The following is a 20,297-nucleotide window of genomic DNA, read 5'->3' on the forward strand; positions in this document are numbered from 1 at the left end:
GATCATTTTCACCTCATGTGAAAATGATCTAGAGCCCCCCGCATCATGAGCAAGCGTCCCGAACCCAAATCATGGATCAGCGCGATCCACGCCTATGTCCCCGGCAAGAGCAAGGGCAATGATGGCAAGCCGTTGATCAAGCTGTCGGCCAATGAGAACCCGCTGGGCACCAGTCCTGCGGCGCTGGAGGCGCGCGCCCATGCCGCCGCCCCGGCGCTCTATCCCGATCCCGACAGCAAGGATCTGCGCGAGGCTCTGGGCCAGCTGAACGGCATCGATTCCTCGCGCATCGTGATGGGCACGGGCTCTGACGAATTGCTGCATATCGCCGCGCAGGCCTATGCCGGGCCGGGGGACGAGATCATCTATGTCCGCTACGGCTTCTCGGTCTATGATATCGCCGCGCGGCGTTGCGGGGCGGTGCCCGTGGTGGCGCCCGATCTGGATTACGGCACCGATGTCGACGCCCTGCTGGCGCTGGTGACCGACAAGACCCGCGTGGTCTTCGTGGCCAACCCCAACAACCCCACCGGCAGCTACCTGCCCAAGGGCGAGATCGCCCGCCTGCATGCCGGCCTGCCCGGCGATGTGCTGCTGGTGATCGATCAGGCCTATGCCGAATATGTCGCGCCGGAAGACGAGGATGGCGCGCTGGCGCTGGCCGAGGCGCATGAGAATGTGCTGGTGACGCGCACCTTCTCGAAAATCTACGGCCTTGCGGGCGAACGCCTTGGCTGGGCCACGGGCGCGGCGCCGCTGGTCGATGCGCTGAACCGTATTCGCGGGCCCTTCAACCTGTCGAACAGCGCGCAGGCCATGGGGCTGGCGGCAGTGGCGGATCAGGCTTTCGTGGAAAGCTCGCGCGTCCACAATCTGGTCGAGCGCACCCGTTTCGTGGAGCAACTCAACGCCCTGTCGAACCATGGCGTGCGCCCACTGCCCAGTCAGGCGAACTTCGTGCTAATCCTGTTTCAGGGCAAGCTGACGGCGGAAACGGTCTACAACGGCCTGATGGAGCACGGCTACATCACCCGCTGGCTGCCGGGGCAAGGCCTGCCCGATGCGCTGCGCATCACCATCGGCACGGCAGCGCAGATGGATGAGATCGCGCAGGCCATCCGCTCGATGGCCAACGCATGAGCGACGCACCGTTTCGCAAAGTCGCGATCATCGGTCTCGGCCTGCAGGGCGGCTCGATCGGCCTCGCCCTGCGCGAACACGCCCCCGCCATCGCCACCACCGGCTATGACCGTAACCCCGACACCCGCGCCCGCGCCGCCGAGCGCGGTCTGGTCGGCCATGTTGCGGGAACAGCCGCCGAGGCCGTGGCCAATGCCGATCTGGTCATCTTCTGCGTCCCCCCCATGGCCATGGGCGATGCCGCGCGCGAATGCGCCCCGGCCCTCGCCCCCGACGCGCTGATTTCCGACGTCGGCTCCAGCAAGGTCAGCGTCGCCCGCGCACTGGGCGAGGCCCTGCCCCATCATCTGGTGATCCCGGCGCACCCCGTCGCGGGCACCGAGAACTCCGGGCCGGACGCGGGCTTTGCCTCGCTGTTTCAAGGCCGCTGGTGCATCATCACCCCGCCCGAAGGCGCGGATGCCGCCAAGGTCCAGAGCCTCTCCGCCCTGTGGCAGAGCATCGGCGCCAAGGTGGAGGTCATGGATGCCGCGCACCATGATCTGGTCCTCGCCATCACCAGCCATCTGCCGCATCTGATCGCCTACACCATCGTCGGCACTGCGGACGATCTGCAGGAGGTGACCCAAAGCGAGGTCATCAAATATTCCGCCGGCGGCTTCCGCGATTTCACCCGCATCGCCGCATCGGACCCCACCATGTGGCGCGACGTGTTCCTCTCCAACCGCGACGCCGTGCTGGCCATGCTGCAGGTCTTCACCGAGGATCTGACCGAGCTGCAAAAGGCCATCCGCCTCGGCGACGGCGACAAGCTGTTCGACCACTTCGCCCGCACCCGCGCCATCCGCCGCTCGATCATCGAGCAAGGGCAGGATGATGCTCGGCCGAATTTCGGACGGCAGTAAGAGGTTTAAGAAGAAGGATAAGTGCGAGGGGATTATCCCCTCGCGCTCCCATTATTGTCTACGTTACGCGTCGGGTTCGGCCTTGCGCCTGGATTGCCGCGCTGCAGGCTTTCATATCGCCAGCGCAGCCCATCCGTCACAGATTCACGGCCTGCGGCGCATCAGTGCTGGGCGGACAGCTTCATCAGCACCAGCCCACTCACGATCAGCAGTGCGGCAGCGGCGCGCATCACTGTCAGGGCTTCTCCCAGCACCACGATGCCTGCCAGAAAGGCGCCAACGGCTCCGATCCCTGTCCAGACGGTGTAGGCCGTGCCAAGCGGCAAGGACCGCATGGACCATGACAGCAACCCGAAGCTGCCGATCACCCCGACGATGGTGATGACACTCGGCCAGAAGCGGGAAAATCCCTGCGACTGCTTCATGGCAGTCGCCCAGATGACTTCAAGCAAACCGGCGATAATCAGAAAAAACCAGGCCATGGCCGCATCCTTCGAAAACCGCCGGGCCGTCCCGGTCTTGAATCCCGAAGGGGAGCGGGAACGTGGTCACCGCAGGGATCGGATAGGATCGATGGAGCATGAGGTCAACAGCGAGGCGAAGCTCAACGACCGGGAACCACCGCCCCTGCGTCGGGAGACGTCATGGGAGCGCGAGGGAATAATCCCCTCGCATCCATCCCTCTTGAAACCCCTCAATCATTCAAAGCGTTAATTGCCGAATGCACCCGCGCCTCGATCTCGTCACGCGGCAGACCCGCCGGGATCGTTTCGCCCACACGATAGGTGATCGTGCCCTTGCGCTTCCAGAAGCCGCGAAACAGCGGCCCGCTGTTCACCGCGATGGGCACCACGGGCAGGCCGATCAGCTTGTAGATCCCGGCGAAGCCCGACTGCAAATCGGGCTTCTTGCCATGATGCACCCGCGTGCCCTCGGGAAAGATCACCAGAGGGCGGGGAATGACCGAGAACTTGCGCGCCGCCGCGATCATCGCGCGCAAGGCCTTGGCGCCCTGATCGCGCTCGACCGGCACCAGTCCATAAACCTGCCCGGACTTGCCCCAGCCGGGCACTTTCATCAGCTCCACCTTGGCGAAGATGGCGGGGTGATCGAGCAGATTGGGCAGATCGACCGCCTCGAACATCGCCTCATGCTTCATCGCGATCAGCACCGCGCCGGTGGGCAGCGTGCCCTCCACGATCACGCGAATGCCCAGCACATGGCGCGTGCACCAGCGCTGCCAGGCGGACCAATGCTCGCACATCCAGCGGTTCACGCTCTGGCCGCAGTTGCGGGTGATGGGGGTCAGCAGGCCCAGCAGCACCGAGCCGCCGAAGAAGAAGATGGCGAAGAGGATGCTGCGCAGCCGCTCTTCCAATGTGGTGCCCCGATCGGGAGTCATGTCTTTTTCCAGAAGTACCAGGCCTGGCGCGCCAGCCATTTGCAATATTCGGTGAAGAGGATGCGCAGGCTGGGCCGCGTGGGCACGGCATCCTCGATGATGGTCACGCCCTTTGGCACAGGATGGGTCAGTTCGAAAGCAGCGCGGCGCATATGCCAGTCCGAGGTGACGAGCCGCACGCTGGAGAGGTGGTGGCTGGCGATCCATTGTGTGGATTCAGAGGCATTGCTGCGCGTGTCCACACTGTCATAGCCCAGCGTGATGCAGCAGCGCATCAGCGCGGGATCGATCTTGTAGAGCGTGGCGAACTCCGCCTGAGTCACCTCCTGATCGACGCCGGAAACCAGCATCTGGCGCGCGAGGCCCTTGTGCAGGGTTTCCAGCCCGCGCTGGATGCGCCCGTCGCCGCCGGTCAGCACGATCACGCCATCGGCATGCACGTCTCCGGCCGGGCGCGGCAGAAAGGCGGCAAAGGCGATAAAGCCCAGCGCCCAGACCATCAGCACCAGGGAGAGCAGCCGCCTCAGCATCTCACAGCATCCGCCGCAGCGCGGAGAGCACCGTCACGCGGGCCGTCACCACGGCCAGCACCACGGCGGCCAGCGGGATCAGCACCATCAGCGCCCAGTCGAGCCAGCCCAGCGCCCCGCCCGCGATCAGCCCGGCGCCAAGCCCGGCAAAGCGCCTTCCGAGTACCAGCACCGCCGCCACCGCGACCGCCAGCCCCAGCGCCGCGCCCGCAAAGGCATCGAGGCCGATGGCGCGCTGGAAGATGCGGGCGATCTGGCTGTCGGTGCCGCCCATCATATGGACGATGGCGATGGTCTCGCGGTGCTGCCCCAGCGCCGAGCGCGTGGCGAGCAGCACGGCGGCGGTCATCGCCACGCCCAGCAGGCCGACCATGGCGGCGGCCAGCCATTGCAGCGAATCGATCGCGCCGAACACGGGGGAAAGCCAGTGCGACTGCGCATCGACCCGCGCGGCGGGCGCCACCCGGGCCAGCAGCTTGCGCAGCTTTTCAAGCTGGGCCTCATCGGCGGGGCCATGGGTCTTCACATCGATCAGCGCGGGCACGGGCACCACATCGGCAGCGTTGACGCCCTGCTCCTGAGCGCCGCCCAGCCACGGGGCGAGCAGGTTGTTCACCTCCTGCGCGGAGACCAAATTCACAGAGGCCACGCCGGGCGCGCCCTGCAAGGCTTTCAGCGTGGCGTTGACCTGCCGGTCACGCCCCTCGCCCGAATCCAGCACCTGCACGCTGACCCCGCCCGACAAATCCGCCGCCGCCGCCAGAGCGATGTTGCGCAAGGCCAGCCCCGTGGCCGCCGCGATCACCGTCAGCGCCACCATGATGGCGATCACCCAGGGCATCGGCCCGGAGAGCCGCGCCTGAGGCACCAGCTCGCTGTCCGCCCCGCGCCCACGGATGTTGCCGAAGCCCGGCAGGCGCAGCAGGCGCTTTTCAGCAGCAGCGGCCTCTGCGGGGTCTTCCTGAATGTTCAGATCCTCACCCATCGCGCAGATCCGGGAAACGGGCGGCCGCCTGGCCACCTGTCTTGCGCGGCGGATAGCGCAGCGCGCCGGTGGGGTCGCTCATCTTGCCGCGATCCAGCCGCATGATGAGGGAATCCGGCACTTTCTGAAGCAGATGCATGTCGTGGGTGGCCACCACCACGGTGGTCCCCAGCCGGTTGAGCGCCTCGAACAGGCGCAGCAGCTTGACCGCCATATCGGCGTCGACGTTACCGGTCGGTTCGTCCGCCACCAGCAGTTCGGGACGGCCGATCACCGCGCGGGCAATGCCGACACGCTGCTGCTCCCCGCCCGAAAGCGAGGCCGGGCGCGCATGCATCCGCCCCTCCAGCCCCACCCATTCGAGCATGTCCGTCACCGAACCGGCGATCTCCTTCTCGGGCAGGCCCGCGATGCGCAGGGGCAGCGCCACATTGTCATAGGCCGAAAGGTGAGGAACCAGCCGCACATCCTGAAACACCACGCCGATGCGGCGGCGGAAGCCGGGCAGGCGCTCACGCGGGAGGGTGATGGCGTCAGTGCCGAACAGGCTGATCATCCCCCGGCTGGGCCGCTGCGCCAGATAGAGCATGCGCAGCAGCGAGCTTTTCCCCGCGCCGCTCGCCCCGGTGAGGAAGTAGAAACGGCCCGCGAAGAGGGTGAAGCCCACATCGGACAGCACCTCGCGCTCATTGCCATAGCGCAGGCCCACCTTGTCGAAGCGGGCGATCTCGCCATCCATCTGGGTCATGCGCAAAGACCTGACGCGGCGGAAGCAGGCCGGGCGAAGGCGTTCCGGGCAGACGCAAAAAAGGCGCTCGGTTCAGCGGAGGGGCATATCATCACCCTCCTGCTATAACCGGCCCGCGCCTCAGAAAAAAGGGTGGTGGAAAAAAGCACGACACCGTTCAATTTCGGAATACCCTATCTTGCGGCGCTGGCCACAGCCATGCATGACAGGCAACAATGATTATCGCCTGTCCAGCCTGTGCGACACGCTATGCCGTTCCGGATACCGCCATCGGAGCGAAGGGCCGCACAGTGCGCTGCGCCAAGTGCCGCCACAGCTGGTTTCAGGATGGCCATGGGATAGAGGCGGAAGCGCCTGTGGCGGCGGCTCCTGTCGCCCAACCCGCCGCCCCCGTTCCCGCTATGGCCGAGGCGGTTGCCGCCGCGCCGGAACCTGTCGCCCCGCCCCCGCCTGCTTCGGCAGCGCAGGAGAATTGGGCCGCATCACCCCCCGTGCCAGCCCCGGCGAGCGAGATCGGCGCCACGCCGACGCCCGCTTTCGCGGCGCCTGTTGCAGCCTACGAGCGCGACAAGCCCGAGGCGCAGCCCGCCACCACCGTCGCCGACGATTTCGACGACGCCCCCTCCAGCTTCGCGCATGAGCCGCCCTTCCGCCCTCGCCGCAATCCGGCGCGGATGTGGACGATGCTGGCGATCACCTTCGGCCTGTTGGCGCTGGTGGCGGCGGGCGCGGTGTGGCGCTTCGGCCTGCCGGGCTGGCTGCCCTTCGGCCATTCGCCCTTCGCGGCGGGCCAGCCCGATCTGGTGCTGAGCTTCCCCGCCAACCGGCAGGACCGCCGTTCCCTGCCCAACGGCGTGGAGTATTTCGGGATCAGCGGTTCGATCACCAATGTCGGCAAGCAGCGGCGCAATGTGCCCCAGCTGATCGTGGTGCTGCGCGACAAGGGCGGCCACAAGATCGACAATTGGGAGATTACCCCTGCCAAACGCGTGCTGGCCCCGGGCGAATCCCTGGCCGTCAGCGAGGCGAGGACCGATATCCCCCCCGCGTCCCGTTCGGCGGACATCGGCTGGAAGGCCGAGTAAAAAGCGTCTGGAAAGCCGAATAAAAGCTTGTGGTTCGGGTCTTGTAAGAATTTTGCCAAACAGCGCTTGCAGGGTGCCACACCCTCTGCTAGTGGCCCGCTCCTACCGAGCGAAGGGGCCCAGCCTCATCGTTGTCTTGATGCGGTCGTGGCGGAATTGGTAGACGCGCAACGTTGAGGTCGTTGTGGGCGAAAGCCCGTGGAAGTTCGAGTCTTCTCGACCGCACCAGGAACCAGGTTTTTTAAAAACCGGTACAGACGGGGATGCAGGCCCCGCGAAAGAGTCTTCAAGGCTCCCCTGCATACCCCCCCAGTCGATCTGCCCGGACCAGTCGGGCCAGCACCCCCCGGTGACGCCGCCCGGTCATCGGGCGGAGATGATCGCGCCCTGCCGGCATCAGCTGCCGCCCCCTTCGTCCCTGCCCTGAACCAGCCGCAACCGGCACCATGGGAGGCGTAGACGCGCTTGCCATCCGCCGCTACCCCTGAGGCCAGCAGCGCCGCCCTCACGCCTGGCGGGCCGAAGAAAGAGGATGAAAGGTCTTGCTTAAATCGATCGTCTGGAGCGCCATCGCCCTGCTTGGCGCCGCCGCGCTGGCCATGGTGGCGCTGCTGCGCGGCGAGAGCGTGAACGCCCTGTGGGTGGTGGTCGCGGCGGTCTGCACCTATCTGATCGCCTATCGCTTCTACGCCAGGTTCATCGCCGACAAGGTGCTGCGCCTCGATCCCCAACGCCCCACGCCCGCCGTGGCGCGGGCCGACGGGCTCGATTTCGTGGCGACCGACCGCACCGTGCTCTTCGGCCACCATTTCGCGGCGATTGCCGGGGCCGGGCCGCTGGTGGGGCCGGTGCTGGCGGCGCAGATGGGCTATCTGCCCGGCATGCTGTGGATTCTGGCGGGCGTGGTGCTGGCGGGCGCGGTGCAGGATTTCATGGTGCTGTTCATCTCGATGCGGCGCGAGGGGCGCTCGCTGGGCGAGATGATCCGCATGGAGATGGGATCGGTGCCCGGCACCATCGCGCTGTGCGGCACCTTCCTCATCATGGTCATCATTCTGGCGGTGCTGGCGCTGATCGTGGTGAAGGCGCTCACCAACAGCCCCTGGGGCACCTTCACCATCGCCGCCACCATCCCGCTGGCCCTGCTGATGGGCGCCTACAGCCGCTGGCTGCGGCCCGGCAAGATCTTCGAGGTCTCTCTGCTGGGCTTTGTCGGGCTGATGCTGGCGCTGGTCTATGGCCAGAATGTCGCGGAATCGGCGATGCTGGCCCCGCTCTTCACCTTCACCGCGCCGCAGCTGTGCTATATCCTGATCGTCTATGGCTTCCTCGCCTCGGTGCTGCCGGTCTGGGCGCTGCTGGCCCCGCGCGACTATCTGTCCACCTTCCTCAAGATCGGCGCGATCCTGGCGCTGGCCGTGGGCATTCTGGTCACCGCGCCGCCGCTGCGCATGCCCTCGGTCACGGCGTTTGCCAGTGCTGGCGGGCCGGTCTGGTCGGGGCCTCTGTTTCCCTTCCTGTTCATCACCATCGCCTGCGGGGCGGTCTCGGGCTTTCACGCGCTGATCGCCAGCGGCACCACCCCCAAGCTGATCGCCAATGAAGGCCATGCCACCGCCATCGGCTATGGCGCGATGCTGGCGGAGAGCATGGTGGCGATCATGGCGCTGGTCAGCGCCAGTGTGATCGATCCGGGCGTCTATTTCACCATGAACAGCCCGGCGGCGGTGGTGGGCGCCACATCGGCCAGCGCGGCCCATGCCGTCACCGCCATGGGCTTTCCCATCAGCGCCGGCGCCATCGATGGCGTGGCCCATGATGTGGGTGAAACCACGATCATCTCGCGCGCGGGCGGCGCGCCCACGCTGGCGGTGGGCATGGCGCAGATCTTCAGCAGCCTGTTCGGCAACAAGGCGATGATGGCCTTCTGGTATCATTTCGCCATTCTGTTCGAGGCCTTGTTCATCCTCACCGCCGTGGATGCGGGCACGCGGGCCTGCCGCTTCATGCTGCAGGATCTGATCGGGCTGGCCGTGCCGACGTTCCGCAACGCCACCGGGCTGGCGCCCTCGCTGACGGCCACGGCGCTCTGCGTCGCGTCATGGGGCTATTTCCTGCATCAGGGGGTGACCGATCCGCTGGGCGGGGTGAACACGCTGTGGCCGCTCTTCGGCATCTCGAACCAGATGCTGGCCGCGATCGCCCTGATGCTGGCGACGGTGGTGCTGTTCCGCATGAAGCGGCAGGCCTATGCCTGGGTGAGCGCCCTGCCCGCCGCATGGCTGCTGATCTGCACGCTTTATGCCGGCGGCCTGAAACTGGCCTCGAGCGATCCCACGGTAGGGTTCCTTGCCCATGCCGCCAAGTTCAGGGCGGCGCTGGGGGAAGGCCGCCTGCTGGGCCCGGCCAGGAGCATCGCCGACATGCACGCCATCGTGCTGAACGATGCGGTGGATGCCGGTTTGACGCTGGTCTTCATGCTGGTGGTGCTGGCGGTGCTGGCCTATGGCGTGCGCGCCTGTCTGGCGGCCAAACGCAGCGCGCAGGCCAGTTCCAGCGAGATCGCCCCGGTGCTGGGGAGCGCCGCGTGATGGTGCTGCGCGACATCCTTGGCAAGCTGGCGGACAGCGCCCGATTGATGGTGGGGCAAAGCTCCTACCGCGCCTATCTTGAGCATCACGCCGCCCGCCATCCCGACGCTCCGGTGATGGACGAAAAGACCTTTTTCCGTGAGCGCCAACTGGCCCGCTATCAGGGCGGCAAGGGCGGGCGCTGCTGCTGAGGCGACGCTTTAGGCGTGCCGGGGAAACCCGGCGGCCAGCTGATCGATCAGCGCGCGCACGGCAGGCGGCAGGCCGCGCCTTGTCGTGAAGACCAGATGAACGATGCCGCGCTGCGCCTGCCATTCAGGCAGGAGATGCACCAGTTGACCGCTGCGCAAGGCCTGCGCGCAACTGTGGTCGGGCAGCAGAGCCACCCCCAGATCAGCGATGGCGGCGGCGCGCACGGCGGCAAAATCGCCGCAGGTCATGCGCGGCTCATGGCGCAGGTGATGGGCGGTGCCATCGGCCTGTTCCAGATGCCAGTCGATCTCGCCGATCTCGTCGCTGGTGCCCAGCGTGGGCTGGCTGGCCAGCGCGCCAATATCGCCGCCGATGCGGCTCGCCATCTGCGGACTGCCCACCAGAATGCGCGAGGAATGGCCCAGCGAGCGCATCGTCAGCGCCGCATCGCTGGTGAGCGCCACACGCACGCGCAGGGCCAGATCGATGCGCTCCTCGATCAGATCGACGCCGCGATCGGTCGCCACCAGCTGCAGCCGCACCCTGGGATAGCGCGCGAGAAACTGCGTGAGGATCGGCGAGATCACCTCGACCAGACCGGTCGGGCAGCTGAAGCGTACCCTGCCATGCGGCTCTGACTGGGCCTGCGCCACCACCGCCTCGGCCTGCTGCGCCTCATCCAGCATGGCGCGGCAGCGCTCGTAAAAGCTCTGCCCCACCTCGGTGACGCGGAAACGGCGGCTGGAGCGCTCGATCAGCCGCACCCCCAGCCGCGCCTCCAGCCCGGCGATGCGGCGGCTCAGTTTCGACTTGGGCTCACGCAGCGCGCGGCCTGCGGGCGCGAAACCGCCATGGGCCACCACCTCGACGAAATAGGCATAGTCATTGAGATCGGCGCGCATCATCGTTCCTTCAATGGGACGCTGAGTAACATTTTTGCCGACTACAGCCAAGATCGTTCCGGATGCATCTCCTGTCTCAGCGGCGGAGCAAAGCCGCCTTCACACTGACAGGAGAAAAACAATGGCAAGCACGTTCGACAACAAGGTTGTGGTGGTCACCGGCGGCACCAGCGGCATTGGCCTCGCCACGGCGAAAGCTTTCGCGGAGGCAGGCGCCTCGGTCTTCATCACGGGCCGCCGTCAGGACGCGCTGGACAGCGCGGTGAAGGCCATCGGCGGCAAGGTGACGGGCGTGCGCGGCGATATGGCCGATCTGGCCGACATCGACCGGCTCTACGATGCCGTCCAGCAGCAGCACGGCCACATCGACGCGCTCTTCGCCAATGCCGGCGGCGGCGAATTCGCTCCGCTGGGCGCGATCAGCGAGGAGCATTACCAGTCCACCTTCGACACCAATGTGAAGGGCGTGCTCTTCACCGTGCAAAAGGCGCTGCCGCTGCTGCGCGACGGGGCCTCGGTGATCCTCACCGCCTCGACCACCAGCCTGCAGGGCACGCCCGCCTTCAGCGTCTATTCGGCCACCAAGGCGGCGGTGCGCAGCTTCGCCCGCAACTGGATTTTGGACCTGAAAGACCGCCATATCCGCGTCAACGCCATCAGCCCCGGCGTCACCGACACCCCCGGCGTGACGCATCTCTTTGGCGACAATGCGGAAGGCACCAAGGATTATCTGGCCGGGCTGATCCCCGCCGGACGCATCGGCCAGCCCGAGGAAATCGCCAGGGCGGTGCTGTTCCTCGCCTCGGAGGATGCCAGCTTTATCAACGGGATCGAGCTGTTCGTCGATGGCGGGCAAGCGCAGATCTGAGCCACGGCTCGCGACGATGACATGAAGGACCGGCCCATCGCGCTGTCGATGGGCCGGTGCTCGCCTGTGACGATGGCCTGTGGAGAGCCCGTCAGCTGTTGGTGGACAGGCTGCATCGATAAGAACATAATGGGAACATGATGCGCGATTCGCAGGATATACGCCATGGTTCCACAGCCCTCCCCTTCACGAGTGCCCCTGCCGCCGCCGCTGGCCGCGGGCCATCTGCACGAGATTCACGCCGATGCCGATGGCTGGGCGGCAGCACTGGGCTTTGTGCTGGCGGCGGTGACCGGCGCGCAAAAACCGACAGCCCCACCGATCGTGCTGGTGCGCGCCGCGAAGACACGACAGGGCCTGCAGCCCTGCGGCGCGGGCTGGGCGCAACTGGGGTTCGATTCCCGGCGGCTGGTGATTGTGGAAACGCCGGACAGCCTGGCCCTGCTGCGCGCCGGTCTGGATGCCGCGCGCTGTCCCGGTCTGGCCGCCGTGGTGCTGGAGACATGGGGCCCGCTGCCCGACTACGATCTGACCGCCAGCCGCCGTCTGGTGCTGGCGGCGGAGCGCTCGGGGGCGCTGGTGATCGTGCTGCGCGGCGATGCTCCGCCCCGCGCCAGCGCCGCGCAGACCCGCTGGCGGATCGCTTCCGCGCCCTCCATCGCTCTGGCAGCCCAAGCGCCGGGCCATGCCGCGCTGACGGCCACGCTGCAGCGCCAGCGCGGCGGCGCCTCGGGACTGAGCTGGCTGCTGCATCGCGACGGCTGGCAGGGAGGTTTCCATGACAAGGCAAGCCTTGCAGACGTCCAGCCCGCGCCGCTGTCTGGCGCTGTGGTTCCCTTTCCTGCCCTGCGAGCGGGTGAAACGCACCGCGCCGCCTGACGCCGATCTGCCCTTCGCTCTGGTGGCCCGCGTGGGTCAAGCGCTGCGCCTGGCCGCGCTGGAGAAAGATGGCGCAAGCCACGGTCTGGCCGTGGGGATGACTCTGGCCGATGCGCGGGCGCGCTGCCCCGATCTGCTCACCGCCCCGCATGACCCGGTTGAGGACGGCAAGCTGCTGGCCGCACTGGCCGGGCGGATGGCGCGTTTTACGCCAATGGTGGCGCTTGATCCGCCCGATGGGCTGGTGCTGGACATCACCGGATGCGCGCATCTCTTCGGCGGCGAGGCGGCCTTGACCCGGCTGGCGATGGCCGAAGCGGGCCTGAGTGCGCGCCCGGCGCTGGCCAGCCATGCCGCTGCCGCACGCGCCTTGGCGCGGTTCGAGCGCGGACAGGCGGGCGGTGAGGAAGGCTTGCGCATCCGCGCTCTGCCCATCGCCGCGCTGGAACTGCCCGAAGCCTCGCTGTCCGGGCTACGCCGCGCCGGGCTCAAGCAGCTGGGCGATCTGGCCAGCCGCCCGATGGGGTCGCTCGCCGCTCGCTTCGGCGAGGAGGCGGTGGCCAAACTGCGCGCCATTCTGGGCGAGGCGGGCAGCCCGATCACCGCGCGCACCGCCGCGCCGCCGATCCGCGCCGATATCCGCTTTGCCGAACCCATCGGCCGCACGCAGGATGTGCTGGAGGTCGCCGAAACCCTGCTGGAAGACACCGCGCGCCAGATGGAGGCACGGCGCATCGGCGGACGGCGCTTCGTGCTGCGGCTGGAGCGGGCCGATGGGGCCTTGCGCCATCTGGCCGTCGAGACCGCCCTGCCCACGCGCGATGCGGCGCCGGTGGTGCGGCTGCTGCGCGAAAGGCTGGAGTCGCTGGCCGATCCGCTCGACCCCGGCTTCGGTTTCGATGCCATGGCGCTGGCCGTGCCGCGCCATGAGCCGCTGGCCGCGCGCCAGACCTCAAGCGAGACGGAAGATCGCGAAGAGGAGACCATCGCCGCCCTGCTCGACCGGCTGGCGACGCGGCTGGGGGAAGATGCGATCCTGCGCCTCCATCCGCGTGATCGGCACAGCCCGGAAAAGGCGCAGGCCTTGGTGGCCGCCGCGCGCGGTCTGCCCGGCGCGACGCAGGCTCCCGCCCTGCCGCGCCCGCTGTTTCTCTTCGATCCGCCGCAGGAGGTCAGCGCCATCGCCGGTGTGCCCGATGGTCCGCCGCTGCGCTTCACATGGCGCGGGCGGGCGCATGAGGTGCGCCTCGCCGAGGGGCCCGAGCGGATCGCGCCCGAATGGTGGCGCCATGCTCTGGGCCATCTGCCCGAAACGCCGCTGCTCACCCGCGATTATTACCGGGTGGAGGACGGCGCAGGCACCCGTTTCTGGCTGTTCCGTCATGGCCTGTTCGAAGAGCAGACGCATCCGCGCTGGTATCTCCACGGGCTGTTTTCATGAGCTTTTCCGAGCCCGTCGCCGCCAGCGCCTTCAGCTTTTTGCGCGGCGCCTCCCAGCCGGGAGAGATGGTGGCGCGCGCCCATGCTCTGGGCATGGGTGGCATCGGCATCGCCGACCGCAACACGGTGGCGGGCGTGGTGCGCGCGCATAAGGCATGGAAGGAGCTGGGCGGGCCCAAGAGCGGCTTTCGCCTGATCGTGGGGGCGCGGCTGAGTTTTGTCGATGGCACGCCGGACATCGTCGCCTATCCGCTCGACCGCAAGGGCTGGGGGCGACTGACGCGGTTGCTCAGCCATGGCAATCTGAAAGAGGGCGTCGAAAAGGGCGATTGCCATCTGACGCTAAGCGAGTTGCTGGGCCATGTTGAAGGGCTGGCGCTGATCGCGATGGCTGGCGATGCCGCGCTGCTGGAAAGGCTACGCGCCGCCACACCGCATCTCTGGCTGGCCGCCGCCATGCCGCGCGGGGGCAGCGATGCTCGCGATCTGTCTGAACGCATGGCCTTGAGCGAGGCCTGCGGCGTGCCGCTGATCGCCACCAACGATCCGCTCTATGCCACGCCTGCCGCGCGACCGCTGCATGATGTGCTGACCTGCATCCGTGAGGGGGTGACGCTGTCGGCCGCCGGGCATCTGCTGGCCCCGCATGCCGAGCGGCATCTCAAGCCGCCCGCCGAAATGGCCCGGCTGTTTGCCGCCTGCCCTCAGGCGCTGGCAGCGACAAGCGATCTGTTCTCGCGGATCAGCTTCACGCTGGACCAGCTGGTCTATGAATATCCTCATGAGCCCGTGCCCGAGGGCTGGGAGGCGCAGGCGTGGCTGGAACACCGCGTGCGCGAAGGCGCGAAAGCGCGTTTCCCCGATGGCCTGCCGCCCGAGTATGAAGCGGCTCTGGAGGTGGAATTCGGGCTGATCCGCTTCAAGGGTTACGCCCATTACTTCCTCACCGTCCATGATGTCGTGCATTATGCGCGCAGTCTTTCCCCGCCGATCCTGTGCCAGGGGCGGGGCAGCGCGGCCAATTCGCTGGTCTGCTATTTTCTGGGCGTGACGCCGATCGATCCGGTGCGCGAAAAGCTGCTGTTCTCGCGCTTTCTCTCCGAAGAGCGCAACGAGCCCCCCGATATCGACGTCGATTTCGAACACGAGCGGCGCGAGGAGGTGATCCAATATGTCTACGAGCGCTATGGCCATCGGCGCGCCGCCATCGTCGCCACGGTGATCCATTACCGCCAGCGCAGCACCATCCGCGAAGTGGGCCGCGCCCTGGGCTTTACCGAGGATGTGACCGCGCGGCTCTCCGGTCTGATCTGGGGCAGCCGGGGCGGGCCCGTGCCCGAGGAAAGGCTGGCGCAGGCCGGTTTCGATCCCGGCAACCCCGCCATCGCCCGGCTGCGCGATCTGATCGAGCAGGTGCTGGGCCTGCCGCGCCATCTCTCGCAGCATGTGGGGGGTTTCGTGCTGTCTCAGGAGCCGCTCGACGAGATCGTGCCGATCTGCAAGGCGGCGATGGACAAGCGCACCTTCATCGAATGGGACAAGGACGATATCGATGAACTGCAGCTGATGAAGGTGGATGTGCTGGCGCTGGGCATGCTGACCGCGCTGCGCAAGGGCTTCGATCTGATCCGGGGCGTGGGATGCGGCGATTACACGCTGGCCACGGTGACGCCGCCGGATAAGGAAACAGCCACTTTCGAGATGCTGCAAAAGGCCGACAGCATCGGCACCTTTCAGGTCGAGAGCCGCGCCCAGATCGCCATGCTGCCACGCATGAAGCCGAAAATCTTCTACGATCTGGTCATTCAGGTGGCCATCGTGCGCCCCGGCCCGATTCAGGGCGGCATGGTCCACCCCTATCTGCGCCGCCGCACCGGTGAGGAGCCCGTCACCTTCCCCAGCGAGGCCTTGAAAGATCTGCTTGAACGCACCGAAGGCGTCCCCCTGTTTCAGGAACAGGCGATGAGCATCGCCATCGTCGGCGCGGGCTACACCCCCGCTCAGGCCGACCGCCTGCGCCGCGACATGGCCGCCTTCCGCCGCAACGGCAGGATCGAGACTCACCAGCGCCAGTTTATCGAGGGCATGATCAAGAACGGCTATACGCAGGACTTCGCCGAAAGCTGCTTCGCCCAGATCGAGGGCTTCGGCGAATATGGCTTCCCCGAAAGCCACGCGCAGGCCTTTGGCTGGCTGGCCTATGTCTCCAGCTGGATGAAATGCCACCACCCCGCCGCCTTCACCTGCGCGCTGCTCAACAGCCAGCCGATGGGCTTTTACGCCCCCGCCCAGCTCGTCGCCGACGCCCGCGCGCATGGCGTGGAGGTACGCCCCACCGACGCTGCCATCAGCCCCTGGGACAACACGCTGGAAGGCCCGCGCATCCTGCGCCTGGGCCTGCGCCAGATCGACGGCTTCCGCGAGGAATGGGCAAAAGCGATGGTCACCGCCCGCGAAGAGCGCCCCTTCGCCAGCCTTGAGGATCTGGCCCATCGCGCCACCCTGCCCGCCCGCGCCATGGCCCTGCTGGCCGATGCCGATGCGCTGGTCTCGCTGGGCGCCGCCCGCCGAGAGGCCGGATGGGAAGTCCGCCGCCTGCCGCCGCGCCAGCTCTCGCTTTTCGCCGCGATGGACGCCCCCGAACTCGGCGCCGAGCCCGATCCCGCTTTGCCGCCCATGCCCCTGTCCCAACAGGTGGTGGAGGATTACCAGACCCAGCGCCTCTCCCTGCGCGGCCATCCGTTGCAGTTTTTGCGCTCAAGGCTGGAGGCGCGGGGGATTTTGACCGCTGCTCAGGTCAATGCGGCCAGGGATGGCGCGCCCGTTTCCTGCGCCGGGGCCGTGCTGGTGCGCCAGCGCCCCGGCAAAGGCAACGCCATCTTCATCACCATCGAGGACGAGACCGGCATCGTCAACGGCCTGCTCTGGGCCCGCGCGTTCGAGAAACAGCGCAATGCCGTGATGGCCGCAAGGCTGATGGTCCTCCACGGCAAGGTGCAGCACAGCAAGGAAGGCGTGGTCCACCTGATGATCGACCGCGTGGTGGACGCCAGCGCTTTGCTGGCGCGGCTGGAAGAGGGGGTGACGCAGAGTCTGGCCGCCGCGCCGCCGCGTCTGGGGCATCACCCCAGGGATGCGCGGTTGCTGCCGCCTTCTCGGGATTTTCATTAAGGGGTTGAAGGAAAGGTGCGAGGGCCATCGCCCTCGCGCTCCCTTTACTGTCTTCGTTGCGCATCGGGTTCAGCCATGGAGCTAACGTCGCTGCGCCGCAGGCTCTAAAAATCCCCGCACAGCCTTGACCTTCATAGTCTGACTGCCTGCGGCGCTCCGCCTCGCGCAGGTGGAGAGCCAAGGCGCAACAATCGGGCGCCACTGCCCTATCGCCGGAAGACGTTCTGGGAGCGCGAGGGGGTAACCCCCTCGCATCTTTCCTTTCTTCCCCCTTGCTGCCTCAACCCTCCCTGCCTTAGGCATACACCATGCCCATCCTAAAAACCGCCGCTTTTTGGCTGACGCTGACCCTTCCCATGCCGCTCGCCGCTGCGACTCCGGCCGATCTGGAAACCCAGATCCGCGCCCTGCTCGCCAAGCCCGATCTGGCCGGCACGCGCTGGGGGCTGCGGGTCGAGGACAAGACGGGCCAGGTGATCGCCTCCATCGCGCCGGATGACAGGTTCCAGCCTGCCTCCAACACCAAGGTCTTCGTCACCAGCGCGGCGTTTGACGCTTTGGCGCAGGGCAAACTCGCCAATCCCGGCACGCAGGTGCGGCTGGAGCCGGGCGCGAAGGGCCTGCAGAACGTGGTGCTGGTGGGCAAGGGCGACGCCGCCCTCTCCGACCGCCCCGACTGCACCCGCGACTGCCTCGGCCAGCTGGCCGATGCCGTGGCGGCCAGCGGCGTGAAGCGCGTGGGCGATGTGATCGGCGACGACAGCTTCATGCCCGATGAGCGCTGGGTTCGCTCGGGCCGCATCCGCCCCGGCAGCCACACCATCATCTCGGCGCTGACGCTGAACGACAATATCTTCGCCATCACCGTCACCCCCGGCACCGCGCAGGGCGCTGCGGCCAGCGCCACCATGCCCGATCTGGCCCCCGAGGTCGCGCTGATCGACGAGGTGACCACCGCCGCCCCCGGCACCAGCGCCGAAGTGCATGCCGAGATCGCCCCCGGCCAGCGCGCCATCCGCCTGTTCGGCACGCTGCCCGCTGGCGGCAAACCCCAAACCCTGCATTTCGACGTGGATGACCCCGCCGATGTCGCCGCCATCCGCTTCGCCCGCCTGCTGCGCGCCCGCGGCATCACCGTGAGCGGCAGCGTGAAACCGCGCCACGCCCCCCTCACCGCTGAAGCGATTCTGGCCGCCGCCCCCGCCACGCCGGATGCGCCCGCTCTGGCCAGCCTGACGCCGCCCGATCCGGTCGAGGATCTGACGCTCACCGCCAAGGTCAGCCAGAATCTGCACGCCCATCTGTGGCTGAAAAAGCTGGCGCTCTCGCAGGGGCTGGCCCCTTCCACGCCCGCCGGGCTCACCGTGCTGAACGCCACGCTGGACCGCGCCGGGCTCCCCCGCTGGAGCCATGACTTCTACGACGGCTCCGGCCTCTCGCCAGACAACCGCATCACCCCGCGCGCCATGGTGGCCTATCTGCACTGGATCGACGGACAAGGCTGGGCCCCGCAATGGCGCGCCACCCTGCCCATCGCGGGCGTGGACGGCACGCTGGCCGGGCGGATGAAGAACACGCCTCTGGCCGGAAACCTGCGCGCCAAGACGGGCACTTTGCTGGCTGCGAATGCGCTGGCCGGTTACGTCACGGCGGCCAGCGGTCGGGAGCTGGTTTTCGCCTTTTACGCCAACGATCGGCCCGGGGATGCTCCCTCCGTTTTGCCGGTGATGGATAAGGTTATGCAGGTGATTGCCGCAGGGACTTAAAAGGTGAATGCGAGGGTCATCACCCTCGCGCTCCCTTTATTGTCTACCTCGCGCCTCGGGTTCGGCCTTACTGCTACCGTCGCTGCGCCGCAGGCTTTAAAAACGTCAGCGCAGACTATCGTTCAAAATTTGTCTGCCTGCGGCGCCGCAAGCCAGGCGCAAGGTAGACACTCATGGGAGCGCGAGGGCGATGGCCCTCGCATTGTCCTTTTCAATGCCCTGACCTTACCGAACCAGCATTGCTTCCAGCTGGGCCAGCTTCTCCGCATAGGGCGCTCTCAGCTTGCCCGGCCCTTCCCCGCCCTGCACCGCCACGGCGCGGGCATGGCTGAAGCGGCGGAAGCCGTGGATGCCATGATAGGCCCCGATGCCCGAGGCGCCCACGCCCCCGAAGGGCAACCCTTCGATCCCGACGTGAGTCATCACATCCTCGAACACCAGCGCCCCGCTGGTGGTGCGCGCGGCGAAGGACTGGCGGGCGGCTTCGTCGGCGCCGAAGTAATAGGCCGCAAGCGGGCGCGGGCCTGCGTTGATATGGGCCACGGCGGCATCCACATCGTCCACGCCCATCAGGGGCAGGATGGGGCCGAAGATTTCCTCGCGCATCACCTGCATGGCGGGGGTCACGTCGGTGAGGATGACGGGGGCGATCTTGCGGGTGGCGGGATCATGCGGCGGCTCGCCCAGCGGGGTGAGCGGGATGAGGGTCGCGCCCTTGGCCAGGGCGTCGGCGATCAGTTCCAGCAAACGGTCGTAGTGACGCTGGCTGATGATCGCGGTGTAATCGGGGTTGCCCTGAATGGCGGGCCAGCTGGCGGCCACGGCAGTGCGCGCGCCGTTCACAAAGGCCGCTTCCTGACCGCGCGTGACCAGCGCGTAATCGGGGGCAAGGCAGATCTGCCCGGCGTTGAAGGTCTTCACCGCCATCACGCGCTGCGCGGCGCGCCCGGCATCGGCGTCGGGCGCGATGACCACCGGGCTCTTGCCGCCCAGCTCCAGCGTGACGGGCACCAGATTCTCCGCCGCTGCACGCATCACCTGCCTGCCCACGGCGGTGCTGCCGGTGAAAATCAGGTGATCGAGCGGCAGGCGCGAAAAGGCCTCGCCCACGCCGGCGTCACCCAGAACCACCCCCAGCTCGTCGGGCGAGAAATAGCGGCCCGCCAGATCGGCCAGCAGCTCGCTGGTGCGCGGGGTCAGTTCGGAAGGCTTGATGAGTGCGGTGTTGCCCGCCGCGAAGACCCCGGCCAGCGGCGAAAAGGCCAGATTCACCGGGAAATTCCAGGGGCTGATGATCCCCACCACGCCCAGCGGCTGATAATCGATCCGCGCGCCGATCGCGCCATCGGGGGTTTCCATCGGCTCGCTCTGCATCCATGCCGCCACATGCTCGGCGGCGTAGGAGAGCGAGCGCACGCTGCTCCCCACATCGGCAGCCAGCGACTGGAAGCGGCTGCGCGTGCCGAAATCGGCGTTGATGGCGCCTGCCAGCGCCTCCCCATTGTCCAGCAGCAGGGCCATGGCCCGGGCCAGCCGGTCGCGTCGCAGGTTCGCATCGGCGGGGCCGGAGGCGAGCTGGGCGCGTTGCATCGAACGGACGATCGCGGTCATTTCGACCGTGGCGTCATATGGGGTCATGGTTCGCTCATGGCTGAAGGGGAAGAGCGGCGAGGCATCGCTTCGGGGGTGGGGG

At 67.4% G+C, this 20,297-nt stretch carries 17 protein-coding genes and 1 tRNA gene; 11 read left to right on the forward strand and 7 right to left on the reverse strand.

Translation table 11 applies throughout. The features are described 5' to 3' along the window. Nucleotides 1–45 precede the first annotated feature (45 nt). Entirely contained in the window at nucleotides 46–1,140 is a 1,095-nt protein-coding gene (hisC, locus tag SR3_RS11555) for a histidinol-phosphate transaminase (protein WP_068085607.1), read from the forward strand. Beyond that, nucleotides 1,137–2,045: a prephenate/arogenate dehydrogenase family protein gene (locus SR3_RS11560; protein ID WP_068085609.1), complete on the forward strand. Its 909-nt coding sequence runs from the start codon at nucleotides 1,137–1,139 to the stop codon at nucleotides 2,043–2,045. The genes hisC and SR3_RS11560 overlap by 4 nt, the downstream gene beginning before the upstream one ends. Before the next feature lie 161 nt (nucleotides 2,046–2,206). On the opposite strand, the gene SR3_RS11565 is transcribed toward SR3_RS11560, so the two are convergent. From SR3_RS11565 to ftsE, 5 genes are all read right to left on the reverse strand, one after another. After that, on the reverse strand, nucleotides 2,207–2,527 hold the full coding sequence (locus SR3_RS11565; RefSeq protein WP_068085612.1) for a DMT family transporter: 321 nt from the start codon (nucleotides 2,525–2,527) through the stop codon (nucleotides 2,207–2,209). A gap of 212 nt (nucleotides 2,528–2,739) precedes the next feature. Further along, a complete protein-coding gene (locus SR3_RS11570) occupies nucleotides 2,740–3,447 on the reverse strand; it encodes a lysophospholipid acyltransferase family protein (protein ID WP_068085615.1) in 708 nt (235 codons plus the stop codon). Then, nucleotides 3,444–3,977 (reverse strand): YdcF family protein, encoded by a 534-nt coding sequence (locus SR3_RS11575; RefSeq protein ID WP_068085618.1) that lies wholly within the window; start codon nucleotides 3,975–3,977, stop codon nucleotides 3,444–3,446. Before SR3_RS11575 ends, SR3_RS11570 begins: the two co-directional genes overlap by 4 nt. A 1-nt stretch (nucleotide 3,978) precedes the next feature. After that, nucleotides 3,979–4,962: a cell division protein FtsX gene (locus tag SR3_RS11580; RefSeq protein ID WP_245653875.1), complete on the reverse strand. Its 984-nt coding sequence runs from the start codon at nucleotides 4,960–4,962 to the stop codon at nucleotides 3,979–3,981. Continuing rightward, the gene (gene ftsE, locus SR3_RS11585; RefSeq protein WP_068085827.1) at nucleotides 4,955–5,710 is read right to left on the reverse strand and encodes a cell division ATP-binding protein FtsE; all 756 of its coding nucleotides are present in this window, start codon (nucleotides 5,708–5,710) and stop codon (nucleotides 4,955–4,957) included. The genes SR3_RS11580 and ftsE overlap by 8 nt, the downstream gene beginning before the upstream one ends. Before the next feature lie 215 nt (nucleotides 5,711–5,925). Here ftsE and SR3_RS11590 point away from each other — a divergent pair, with 215 nt between their 5' ends. From SR3_RS11590 to SR3_RS11605, 4 genes are all read left to right on the forward strand, one after another. Continuing rightward, on the forward strand, nucleotides 5,926–6,795 hold the full coding sequence (locus SR3_RS11590; RefSeq protein ID WP_068085624.1) for a zinc-ribbon domain-containing protein: 870 nt from the start codon (nucleotides 5,926–5,928) through the stop codon (nucleotides 6,793–6,795). Between the two features lie 141 nt (nucleotides 6,796–6,936). Beyond that, nucleotides 6,937–7,023 (forward strand) — tRNA-Leu (locus SR3_RS11595). A 371-nt stretch (nucleotides 7,024–7,394) separates the two neighbouring features. After that, on the forward strand, nucleotides 7,395–9,386 hold the full coding sequence (locus tag SR3_RS11600) for a carbon starvation CstA family protein (RefSeq protein ID WP_157098803.1): 1,992 nt from the start codon (nucleotides 7,395–7,397) through the stop codon (nucleotides 9,384–9,386). Further along, nucleotides 9,386–9,577, forward strand: a complete 192-nt coding sequence (locus tag SR3_RS11605) for a YbdD/YjiX family protein (protein ID WP_068085632.1) — start codon at nucleotides 9,386–9,388, stop codon at nucleotides 9,575–9,577. The genes SR3_RS11600 and SR3_RS11605 overlap by 1 nt, the downstream gene beginning before the upstream one ends. Nucleotides 9,578–9,586: 9 nt before the next feature. On the opposite strand, the gene SR3_RS11610 is transcribed toward SR3_RS11605, so the two are convergent. Further along, nucleotides 9,587–10,483, reverse strand: a complete 897-nt coding sequence (locus tag SR3_RS11610; protein ID WP_068085635.1) for a LysR substrate-binding domain-containing protein — start codon at nucleotides 10,481–10,483, stop codon at nucleotides 9,587–9,589. A gap of 118 nt (nucleotides 10,484–10,601) precedes the next feature. Here SR3_RS11610 and SR3_RS11615 point away from each other — a divergent pair, with 118 nt between their 5' ends. The 5 genes from SR3_RS11615 to dacB all read left to right on the forward strand — a co-directional run bounded on the left by SR3_RS11615 (nucleotide 10,602) and on the right by dacB (nucleotide 18,604). After that, nucleotides 10,602–11,348 carry an SDR family NAD(P)-dependent oxidoreductase gene (locus SR3_RS11615; protein WP_068085639.1) on the forward strand — a complete coding sequence of 249 codons (747 nt, stop codon included), beginning with the start codon at nucleotides 10,602–10,604 and terminating at the stop codon, nucleotides 11,346–11,348. Between the two features lie 165 nt (nucleotides 11,349–11,513). After that, the gene (locus SR3_RS11620; protein WP_068085641.1) at nucleotides 11,514–12,227 is read left to right on the forward strand and encodes an ImuA family protein; all 714 of its coding nucleotides are present in this window, start codon (nucleotides 11,514–11,516) and stop codon (nucleotides 12,225–12,227) included. Continuing rightward, nucleotides 12,127–13,668, forward strand: coding sequence for a Y-family DNA polymerase (locus tag SR3_RS11625; RefSeq protein ID WP_068085645.1), 1,542 nt, complete (start codon nucleotides 12,127–12,129; stop codon nucleotides 13,666–13,668). Before SR3_RS11620 ends, SR3_RS11625 begins: the two co-directional genes overlap by 101 nt. Beyond that, complete coding sequence (locus tag SR3_RS11630) at nucleotides 13,665–16,838, forward strand: error-prone DNA polymerase (protein WP_068085651.1); 3,174 nt, start codon at nucleotides 13,665–13,667, stop codon at nucleotides 16,836–16,838. The genes SR3_RS11625 and SR3_RS11630 overlap by 4 nt, the downstream gene beginning before the upstream one ends. 308 nt (nucleotides 16,839–17,146) lie before the next feature. Beyond that, nucleotides 17,147–18,604, forward strand: coding sequence for a D-alanyl-D-alanine carboxypeptidase/D-alanyl-D-alanine endopeptidase (gene dacB / locus SR3_RS11635; RefSeq protein ID WP_068085653.1), 1,458 nt, complete (start codon nucleotides 17,147–17,149; stop codon nucleotides 18,602–18,604). Nucleotides 18,605–18,829: 225 nt separating this feature from the next. Here dacB and SR3_RS11640 read toward each other — a convergent pair whose 3' ends face one another. Further along, nucleotides 18,830–20,242 carry a coniferyl aldehyde dehydrogenase gene (locus SR3_RS11640; RefSeq protein ID WP_068085657.1) on the reverse strand — a complete coding sequence of 471 codons (1,413 nt, stop codon included), beginning with the start codon at nucleotides 20,240–20,242 and terminating at the stop codon, nucleotides 18,830–18,832. Between the last annotated feature and the right edge of the window lie 55 nt (nucleotides 20,243–20,297).

This window comes from Novosphingobium rosa NBRC 15208, assembly GCF_001598555.1.
GTDB lineage: Bacteria > Pseudomonadota > Alphaproteobacteria > Sphingomonadales > Sphingomonadaceae > Novosphingobium > Novosphingobium rosa.